Below are 10274 nucleotides of genomic sequence, written 5' to 3' on the forward strand. Positions count from 1 at the left end.
ATCGCTTATTGTGATGGGATACGGGAGGTAATTGTAGGAATGAAGCCGGTGAAGATAGGGCTTTTAGGATTGGGAACAGTAGGAACTGGGGTTGTGCGAATTGTAGAAGGTCATCAGGAGGATCTGAGCAGCCAGGTCGGATCACCGATCGTGATCGAGCGGATTGCGGTGAAGCATCTGGAGAAATACCGCAGCGTCAGTGTGGATCAGAGCAAGCTGACGGAGGATCCGTGGGAAGTGATCCGGGATCCGGAGATTGATGTCATTGTGGAAGTTATGGGCGGCATCGATCAGACGAAGACGTACATTTTGGAAGCGCTGGACCGCGGCAAGCATATCGTGACGGCGAATAAGGATCTGATGGCTCTGCACGGCGCCGAGATTTTGGCAAAAGCGCAAGAGAAGCAGTGCGATGTATTCTATGAGGCAAGCGTAGCCGGCGGTATTCCGATTATCCGGACGCTGATTGAAGGCTTCTCATCGGACCGCATTATGAAGATTATGGGGATCGTGAACGGTACGACCAATTATATTTTGACGAAAATGAGCCAGGAGGGCGCATCCTTTGAGGACGTACTGGCTGAAGCGCAGGCGCTCGGCTATGCGGAGGCAGACCCGACCTCTGATGTGGAGGGCCTGGACGCGGCACGCAAGATGGCGATTCTCGGAACGCTTGGTTTCCGGACGAATGTCGAGCTGCAGGATGTATCGGTCAAGGGAATCTCTCAAGTAACCAAAGAAGACATTTCGTACGCCAAACGTCTGGGCTATGAGATGAAGCTGCTCGGCATCGCGGAGCGTCAGGACGACGAGGTCAGCATCAGCGTGCAGCCGACCATGGTACGCACGGGACATCCCATCGCAGCCGTTAACGGTGTTTTCAACGCCGTCTACGTCTATGGGGAAGCTGTAGGGGAGACAATGTTCTACGGTGCGGGTGCCGGCGAGATGCCGACGGCGACCTCCGTTGTGGCGGATCTGGTCGCGATCATCAAAAACTTGAAGCTTGGCGTGAATGGTCTGAAAGCGATCGTTCCGTATAAACCGAAGAAGCTTAAGACGGATGAGCAGATTTCGTATAAAAACTTCATTCTGCTGCATGTCGATGATAAAGCGGGAGTACTCGCCCAAATCACCCAAGTGTTTGCACAGCATGACGTAAGCCTGGAATCGGTCGTCCAGCAGCCGAATGACCAGAATCCGGATGCAGAGATCATCATCGTCACGCACCATGCGAGCAAGGCAAATATGGATAAGGTGCTGAATCATTTCGAGGGCCTGGAGGTTATTCGGCGGATCAAGAGCGTCTACCGCGTAGAAGGCTAACCCATAAGACCGCGAAGTGAGCATCAGAGCCGAGACTATATTTTTTCATAGAAAAGGAGATCATGAGAGATGCCGTACGAAGGACTGCTTCAAACTTATAAAGAATATTTACCCGTTAATGAACAAACCCCGCTGCTGACCCTTAAAGAGGGGAATACGCCCCTGATCCGCGCCGAAAACCTGTCGGAGGAGCTAGGAATCGATCTGCACTTTAAATTTGAAGGCCTGAATCCTACAGGCTCCTTTAAAGACCGGGGAATGGTGATGGCGGTAGCAAAGGCGATGGAGGAAGGCAGCCGCACCATTATGTGCGCCTCGACCGGCAATACCTCCGCTGCAGCGGCTGCTTATGCGGCGCGTGGCGGGTTGAACTGCATCGTTATTATCCCGAACAACAATATTGCCCTGGGCAAACTCGCACAGGCGATGATCTACGGCGCCAAAGTGATTGCCATCGACGGCAATTTTGACCGCGCACTGGAAATCGTCCGGGAGATCACGGCTAAGCATCCGATTACCCTCGTCAACTCCGTGAACCCGTACCGGATTGAAGGGCAGAAGACGGCTGCATTCGAAGTGGTTGATCAGTTGGGAAAAGCGCCGGACGTGCTGGCGATCCCGGTTGGGAATGCGGGCAATATCTCCGCATATTGGAAAGGCTTCAAGGAATACCATGCAGCCGGCAAAGCGGCTTCGCTTCCTAAAATGCTCGGCTTTGAGGCCGAAGGAGCCATGGCCATCGTGAAAGGCGAGCCGATTGCTAATCCGGAAACGGTCGCAACGGCAATCCGAATCGGCAATCCGGCCAGCTGGAAGACGGCGGTTGCTGCAGCCGAGGAGTCCCGCGGCCAGATTAACTATGTAACCGATGAGGAAATATTGGAAGCCTACCGCAAAATCGCGTCACGTGAAGGAATCTTTGCCGAGCCGGGATCCGCAGCTTCGATTGCAGGCGTATATAAAATGAAGCGGGAAGGATATTTTAAAGGCGGGGAATCCGTTGTCTGCGTTCTGACTGGACATGGATTGAAGGATCCGAACATCGCGATTTCAACCGTCAAATCGGAACCGCTGGTCGTATCCGATACGGAGTCCGCAGTCATGGAAGCCATCGCGAAGCTTGAAGGGGCTGCGCAGGTATGAGTTTGTCCCAAGGCGTAAGGGTGAAGGTTCCGGCCAGTACGGCCAACCTCGGTCCCGGATTTGATACGCTCGGCATGGCATTGTCACTATACTCCTGGATCGAGCTGAAGCCGGCTGATCGCACTGAATTTCATCTCTACGGGGACGAGATGAAGGGAGTGCCGGTCGACAAAAGCAATTTGATCTATAAAGTGGCGCAAATGGTGTTCGATGAAGCAGGAGAATCGGTTCCCGAGCTTGAAATATCGATGTATTCCGACATTCCGTTGGCCCGGGGACTCGGCAGCAGTGCTTCCGCCATCGTTGGCGCCTTATTCGCGGCCAATGCGTTGATCGGCTCTCCGTTGTCTGAGGCCAAGCTGTTCGATATGGCGACTGCCCTCGAGAAGCATCCGGACAACGTTGGCGCCTCGTTATTTGGCGGCATTATTACGGCGGTATGGGATGGAAAGCATGCGGATTATATCCGGATCGACCCGCCGGCCCGTCTCGGGACGGTGGTCGTCATTCCGGATTTCCACCTGGCCACGTCCAAAGCACGGGAGGCGCTGCCTGCCCAGGTCAATTTGGCCGATGCCGTATATAATATTAGTCGATCGTCCTTGATGACGGCTGCCCTGTCGGCAGGCCGCCTGGATCTTGTACGTGCAGCGATGCAGGACCGCATTCACCAGCCTTACCGGGCACCGCTCGTGCCCGGGATGCCGAGAATTCTGGCGGAAGCGCCTGATCAAGGCGCACTGGGGGTCGCGCTCAGCGGAGCAGGCCCGACGATCATCGCTTTCGTGGATCGTGACGATCGGCGTGTGGATGATCTCAAGGCTTACTTGGTGAAAGCGATGGAGGCCGAAGGCATTTCGGCCTCGTGCTTCTGTCTGGACCCGGCAGCCGAGGGCGTCCGGACGATGGACGACATCAACAACAGATCCTTTTTGGATATGATTAGAGGGGAAGTTACCGCATGAAAAAAATAGCCTTGTTGCCCTCAGGATCGGTATCTCATGAAGCGATACGATATCTTCTTGGCGATCAGCCTGTCGAGCTGGTCCACTACAAACTGATCTCTGATGTGTTCATGTCTACGGTCGAAGGCAAGAGTGATTATAGCGTCATTCCGATTGAGAATACGATTGAGGGCTCTGTAAGCCTCCATATGGATTGGCTTGTCAATGAGGTGGATATGCCGATGCAGGTGGAGTGGGTGTATCCGTCGATTCAAAATTTGATCGGCAATGCTTCGGAATTCCGCGGACCCGATGGAATGATGGATTTCAGCAAGATTACGAAAATCTGGTCCCATCAGGTTGCGACTGCCCAGTGCCGCCAATTCCTGGCCAAAGCAGCCCCTCAGGCGGAGCTTGAACAGGTTGGCAGCACGTCCGAAGGCGTTAAAATCGTAAAAGAAAATCCGGGCAAAGGGTGGGCGGCCATCGGAACATCCCTCGGTGCAGCGGAGCATGGATTGGATCTGCTCGCAGAGCGGATTACGGATCACGACAACAATTACACCCGGTTCGTGCTGATCGGCCATGAGCCGATCGCCATTGACCGTTCACCGGAGCATGTCAAGACGAGCATTCTGGTTACGCTGCCGGAAGATGTGCCGGGTGCGCTGCATCAGGTGCTTTCGGCATTTGCGTGGAGACGGCTGAACCTGACCCGAATCGAATCCAGGCCGACCAAGAAAAAGCTCGGCAACTATTATTTCTATATTGATGTAATGGCTCCGGCCGATTCCGTTCTGTTGACGGCCGCCATGGGAGAAATCGAAGCGCTCGGATGCCAAGTCCGCACGCTTGGATCGTATCCGGGTTACGCCTACGAAAGCGAGAAATTGGGGGTAAAGTAAATGTCTGAGCAATGGATCTATTTAGACGGAGAATTTGTCACGAAAGAGAATGCGAAAGTTTCGGTATTTGATCACGGCTTCCTGTACGGGGACGGCATTTTCGAAGGCATCCGGATTTATAACGGCAACATCTTCAAATGCAAAGAGCATTTGGACCGTTTATACGATTCGGCCAAGTCTATCGATCTAGTTATTCCATTGGCCTACGATGAGCTGCTGGAGGCAATGGCGGAGACGATTCGCCGCAACGATATGAGAGACGGCTACATCCGCCTCGTCGTGTCGCGCGGTGCCGGCAATCTGGGGCTTGATCCACGTCGCTGCCCGAAACCGACGGTGTTGATCATTGTCGAACAGTTGGCAATCTATTCTGAGGAAGCTTATTTGAACGGCTTGCGGGCGGTTTCTGTGGCCCAGCGCAGAAACATTCCGGATGCGCTCAATCCGAAGATCAAGTCGCTGAACTATTTGAACAACATCCTCGTTAAGATCCAGTCAAACTTCGCAGGGGCCGATGAAGCCATTATGATGAACGCTCAAGGGTATGTTACGGAGGGTTCGGGAGACAATATTTTTATCGTGAAAAATGGTGTCGTCACAACGCCGCCTTGTTACCTGGGCGCACTTGAAGGCATTACGCGCCAGGCGATTATCGAGCTGTGCGGCAAGCTTGACATTCCGCTTAAGGAAGAGCCTTTCAGCATGCATGATGTGTATATCGCCGACGAGGTATTTTTCACAGGTACGGCCGCCGAGGTCATCGCTGCACGCGAAATTGACGGGCGCACCATCGGAAAAGGGCAAGCGGGTCCGATTACGCTCCGATTGCTTGAAGAATTCCGGAAAATCGTTGAGATTGACGGGTATAAAGTTTGGGAATCCTAAAGATTACGGACAAGTAAATCAAGCTTATTGAACAATCCTTTCATGTCGATGAAAGGATTTTTTTTGTATCGAGGGATGTCAATCGCCCATTTCTTGCATAGGATGTAGTAACGAACACGGGCGAATAACCATGACGCCTAGAAGAGTGTAGGAGGTTTTAGCGGCGTGAAGATACACATCGTCAAGGAAGGCGACACCCTATATGAGCTGTCCAAAAAATTTGACGTACCGTTAACGAAGATCATCGTTGCCAACCCGCAGCTGGTCGATCCGAATAAGCTTGATGTCGGGGCTAAAATTAAAATTCCGACAGAGCCCGTTCCGGTACCTGGCGGCAGCCAGCCAATTATCCATAAGCACACGGTAAAGCAAGGGGATTCTCTATGGAAGCTGTCCAAAGCTTGGGGAGTGACCCTGAAAGAAATTATCGATGCCAACCCGCAGCTTAAAAATCCGAATGCCCTTTTGGTGGGAGAGATTGTGAACATCCCGTCATCTGGCATTTATACGGAGACGGGGGACAGCGATGGCGTAACGATGAGTGCTGAAATGGCTCCAGGCAAAAAGAAGCCGGGCAGCAAGGATTACACGGGCGTCAAAGAAGAAATTACCCAGCCCGTACCGCAGCCGCCGGTGGCCCCGCCACAGCCAATGCCAGAGCCGCCTGTGTTACCGAAGCTACCGGAGATTGCGCCTCTGCCGGAGGAGCCTAAAAAGGTAGAGCCGGAGTACAAACCGGAGATTAAGCCCGAGATTAAGCCCGAGTACAAACCTGAGATTAAACTCGAGTATAAACCGGAGATTAAACCCGAATTTAAACTAGAATACAAACCGGAGTATAAGCCAGAGTTCAAGCCAGAATTTAAACCGGAGTATAAACCGGAATACAAACCGGAATACAAACCTTTTGAGCCGGAGCAAATGTATCCGTTAAAGACAATGCCAATGCCGCATCCGGTTCTTCCGGTCGATGAACCATGCCCGAAGGTTGCTGATTTCCATGTCCAACCTTTCATGCATCCATGTCCGGAGTTTCCGATTCACCATGTTCCGGATCATCCATGTCTTGGTCCGTACCAACATCACCATCATCATGGATATCATGAGCCTCAGTTTACGATGCCGCAATACGGTTATCCGGAATCCCCATGCGGGTGCCATGAACCGGTAAAATGGCAAGGAGAGAGCGTTCATCCATACTACCACGTGCCACAGCCGGCCGTTCCGGCGTCCTATGGAGAAGCTTGGGGAAATGCAGCGGGAGGTTATCCGGGATTGTCCGGGGACTCGGTTGGGATGGAGTATTCCCAGGTATCCGTTTCCGAGTCCTATACGGCAGGAGTTACTTCTAACTATATGCCGTACTCGGAACATCACGGGATTTCGCCGCTTGGCTACGCCTCTTCACCTTGCGGCTGTCAGGGCGGAGAAGTTAGTCCTTTTTACGGTATGCCTCAAAGTTATCCATATGCTAACCAGGGCGCATCGGAGAATGCAATGCCTTATAATTGGCAGCATGGTGCCATGAATTCGTCGGGTGCCTACAGCGTTCCTTCGGCACCGATTGGAGGTTTCGGCGCAAATCCATCATTCATGAACCCTTATGAACAGATGTGGATAGACCGTCAAAATGAAGAACAAGGAGTAGGAATTGCTTCAAGCTTTACGGAAGATGCATCTCCAACGAATCATTCAGTTGAAGAGAGCGATCAGGAAGCTGAAATTCGTGACGCTGCAATTGAAGAGAATAGTAAGACGGCCAAGGCAAAGGTTCATCGTCAGACGGGGGGGAAAGCCTCCAGAACTGCAGCCAAGAAAACACGGAAGCCGCAGTCGGCAAAGAACAAACAGCAAAACCCATGGATAAAAGGATAAAGGTTTAGCGAAAAAATAAGGGGTAACAGCTTAGAGGTAAGTTGTGAGTGGTTTAGAGCCATGTTAGGATTTTTAGTAGAAGGGCGGCCGGTCACCGGCCGTCTTGTCTCATTATAGTAGGGATACAAAGCGTGGTAAAATATAGGGCGGAACGAGCTTTAAGTGCTTTGAAAGCCACTCTTTAATTAGTACAAGCTGCAATAATGGATTTGGAAAAAATTATGCATTGTTAAACAGTATTGATTCATGATATATTATAAATCCAGTCGCGAAACGAACGCCTTTGCGGCAGGGAAGAGGTCGATGAATAATTTTTGGTTTCGATTTTAAGTAATAAAAAAAACTTTAAAAAACCTCTTGCATTATCGAAATGAATATGATATATTATAAGAGTTGCTGATGCGAACGAGATTCGCCGGTAACGAAAAGGTTGATCTTTGAAAACTGAACAACGAGTGAGTAAAAACGAACCGCTTCGGCGGGGAGTTACAATAGAGAATTGAACAAATTCTCGTCAGTTTTTCTAATGAGCTTAATCGCTCTTTCAATCGATCGTCCTTCGGACGATCTTTATTGGAGAGTTTGATCCTGGCTCAGGACGAACGCTGGCGGCGTGCCTAATACATGCAAGTCGAGCGGAGCTGATGGAGTGCTTGCACTCCTGATGCTTAGCGGCGGACGGGTGAGTAACACGTAGGCAACCTGCCCTCAAGACTGGGATAACTACCGGAAACGGTAGCTAATACCGGATAATTAAATTCGCTGCATGGCGGAGTTATGAAAGGCGGAGCAATCTGTCGCTTGAGGATGGGCCTGCGGCGCATTAGCTAGTTGGTGAGGTAACGGCTCACCAAGGCGACGATGCGTAGCCGACCTGAGAGGGTGAACGGCCACACTGGGACTGAGACACGGCCCAGACTCCTACGGGAGGCAGCAGTAGGGAATCTTCCGCAATGGGCGAAAGCCTGACGGAGCAACGCCGCGTGAGTGATGAAGGTTTTCGGATCGTAAAGCTCTGTTGCCAGGGAAGAACGTCTCATAGAGTAACTGCTATGAGAGTGACGGTACCTGAGAAGAAAGCCCCGGCTAACTACGTGCCAGCAGCCGCGGTAATACGTAGGGGGCAAGCGTTGTCCGGAATTATTGGGCGTAAAGCGCGCGCAGGCGGTTCTTTAAGTCTGGTGTTTAAACCCGAGGCTCAACTTCGGGACGCACTGGAAACTGGGGAACTTGAGTGCAGAAGAGGAGAGTGGAATTCCACGTGTAGCGGTGAAATGCGTAGATATGTGGAGGAACACCAGTGGCGAAGGCGACTCTCTGGGCTGTAACTGACGCTGAGGCGCGAAAGCGTGGGGAGCGAACAGGATTAGATACCCTGGTAGTCCACGCCGTAAACGATGAATGCTAGGTGTTAGGGGTTTCGATACCCTTGGTGCCGAAGTTAACACATTAAGCATTCCGCCTGGGGAGTACGGTCGCAAGACTGAAACTCAAAGGAATTGACGGGGACCCGCACAAGCAGTGGAGTATGTGGTTTAATTCGAAGCAACGCGAAGAACCTTACCAAGTCTTGACATCCCTCTGAATCCTCTAGAGATAGAGGCGGCCTTCGGGACAGAGGAGACAGGTGGTGCATGGTTGTCGTCAGCTCGTGTCGTGAGATGTTGGGTTAAGTCCCGCAACGAGCGCAACCCTTGATCTTAGTTGCCAGCACTTTGGGTGGGCACTCTAAGGTGACTGCCGGTGACAAACCGGAGGAAGGTGGGGATGACGTCAAATCATCATGCCCCTTATGACTTGGGCTACACACGTACTACAATGGCTGGTACAACGGGAAGCGAAGCCGCGAGGTGGAGCCAATCCTAAAAAGCCAGTCTCAGTTCGGATTGCAGGCTGCAACTCGCCTGCATGAAGTCGGAATTGCTAGTAATCGCGGATCAGCATGCCGCGGTGAATACGTTCCCGGGTCTTGTACACACCGCCCGTCACACCACGAGAGTTTACAACACCCGAAGTCGGTGGGGTAACCCTTACGGGAGCCAGCCGCCGAAGGTGGGGTAGATGATTGGGGTGAAGTCGTAACAAGGTAGCCGTATCGGAAGGTGCGGCTGGATCACCTCCTTTCTATGGAGAATCGTCTTCTGCAACGAAGACATTCGAATATGGCTGACTTCAAGTCGCCAACAATTAGGCTGACCGCAAGGTCGCCGATCACTCACTCGTTGGTCAGTTTTGAGAGTTCAACCTCTCATTTGATCCTTGAAAACTAGATAACGAAACGAATTTGCGTTTTAGAAATATCCTTCTCTAACGACTTGTGTCAAGTGATTGACCAAGAAGTGAAAGAGTAGCGTTAGAGCGAAAGATTCGTGACAGGTGATCCTTTGGAAGCTTGTTTCACCATTGAGTGGTTTTATCCAATCAGGAAACAAGCGAACAACAGAGCACATGGCACGAAGCTGGAGCGACATGGTTAAGCTACTAAGAGCACACGGAGGATGCCTAGGCGCTAGGAGCCGATGAAGGACGTGGCGAACAACGATACTGCCTCGGGGAGCTGTAAGCAAGCTTCGATCCGGGGATGTCCGAATGGGGAAACCCGGCTGGTGTAATAGCCAGTCACTTCTGCCTGAATACATAGGGCAGCTAGAGGCATACCCAGGGAACTGAAACATCTAAGTACCTGGAGGAAGAGAAAACAAGAGTGATTCCGTCAGTAGCGGCGAGCGAACGCGGAACAGCCTAAACCAGAGAGCTTGCTCTCTGGGGTTGTGGGACGTCTCACATGGAGTTACAAAGGTTTAGATTAGACGAACAGGTCTGGAAAGGCCGGCCATAGAAGGTAAAAGCCCTGTAATCGAAAATGTGAACCCTCCGAGACGGATCCCGAGTAGTGCGGGGCACGTGAAACCCCGTATGAATCCAGCAGGACCATCTGCTAAGGCTAAATACTCCCTAGCGACCGATAGTGAAGCAGTACCGTGAGGGAAAGGTGAAAAGCACCCCGGAAGGGGAGTGAAATAGAACCTGAAACCGTGTGCTTACAAGAAGTCAGAGCCCGATCGATGGGTGATGGCGTGCCTTTTGTAGAATGAACCGGCGAGTTACGTTCCCATGCAAGGTTAAGGCGAGAAGCCGTAGCCGCAGCGAAAGCGAGTCTGAATAGGGCGCTTTAGTATGTGGACGTAGACCCGAA

At 51.8% G+C, this 10274-nt stretch carries 6 protein-coding genes and 2 rRNA genes (1 of these 8 only partly in view); all 8 read left to right on the forward strand.

The annotated features are described in order from the left end of the window. Positions 1-39 precede the first annotated feature (39 nt). Positions 40-1326: a homoserine dehydrogenase gene (locus NST08_RS07740; RefSeq protein WP_213617297.1), complete on the forward strand. Its 1287-nt coding sequence runs from the start codon at positions 40-42 to the stop codon at positions 1324-1326. Between the two features lie 69 nt (positions 1327-1395). Continuing rightward, positions 1396-2469, forward strand: coding sequence for a threonine synthase (thrC, locus tag NST08_RS07745; RefSeq protein ID WP_028407032.1), 1074 nt, complete (start codon positions 1396-1398; stop codon positions 2467-2469). Further along, positions 2466-3434 (forward strand): homoserine kinase, encoded by a 969-nt coding sequence (gene thrB, locus NST08_RS07750; RefSeq protein ID WP_028407031.1) that lies wholly within the window; start codon positions 2466-2468, stop codon positions 3432-3434. The genes thrC and thrB overlap by 4 nt, the downstream gene beginning before the upstream one ends. Continuing rightward, on the forward strand, positions 3431-4318 hold the full coding sequence (gene pheA / locus NST08_RS07755) for a prephenate dehydratase (RefSeq protein WP_007130707.1): 888 nt from the start codon (positions 3431-3433) through the stop codon (positions 4316-4318). Before thrB ends, pheA begins: the two co-directional genes overlap by 4 nt. Next, positions 4319-5203, forward strand: coding sequence for a branched-chain-amino-acid transaminase (gene ilvE, locus NST08_RS07760; protein WP_007130706.1), 885 nt, complete (start codon positions 4319-4321; stop codon positions 5201-5203). It begins immediately after the preceding gene. Positions 5204-5368: 165 nt separating this feature from the next. Beyond that, positions 5369-7078: a LysM peptidoglycan-binding domain-containing protein gene (locus tag NST08_RS07765; protein WP_341341663.1), complete on the forward strand. Its 1710-nt coding sequence runs from the start codon at positions 5369-5371 to the stop codon at positions 7076-7078. A gap of 570 nt (positions 7079-7648) precedes the next feature. Continuing rightward, positions 7649-9202: ribosomal RNA gene (locus NST08_RS07770) — 16S ribosomal RNA — on the forward strand. Positions 9203-9549: 347 nt separating this feature from the next. After that, positions 9550-10274 (forward strand): 23S ribosomal RNA (locus NST08_RS07775) (it continues 2322 nt past the right edge of the window). Together the 16S and 23S rRNA genes form the textbook arrangement of a ribosomal RNA operon.

Source organism: Paenibacillus sp. FSL K6-1566, from assembly GCF_038050475.1.
Lineage (GTDB): Bacteria > Bacillota > Bacilli > Paenibacillales > Paenibacillaceae > Paenibacillus_AQ > Paenibacillus_AQ lactis.

Bases quoted from the DNA above. Each gene is read 5' to 3' on its own strand.
- NST08_RS07740 (WP_213617297.1), top strand. From the start codon at position 40: ATGAAGCCGGTGAAGATAGGGCTTTTAGGATTGGGAACAGTAGGAACT.
- thrC (WP_028407032.1), top strand. From the start codon at position 1,396: ATGCCGTACGAAGGACTGCTTCAAACTTATAAAGAATATTTACCCGTT.
- thrB (WP_028407031.1), top strand. From the start codon at position 2,466: ATGAGTTTGTCCCAAGGCGTAAGGGTGAAGGTTCCGGCCAGTACGGCC.
- pheA (WP_007130707.1), top strand. From the start codon at position 3,431: ATGAAAAAAATAGCCTTGTTGCCCTCAGGATCGGTATCTCATGAAGCG.
- ilvE (WP_007130706.1), top strand. From the start codon at position 4,319: ATGTCTGAGCAATGGATCTATTTAGACGGAGAATTTGTCACGAAAGAG.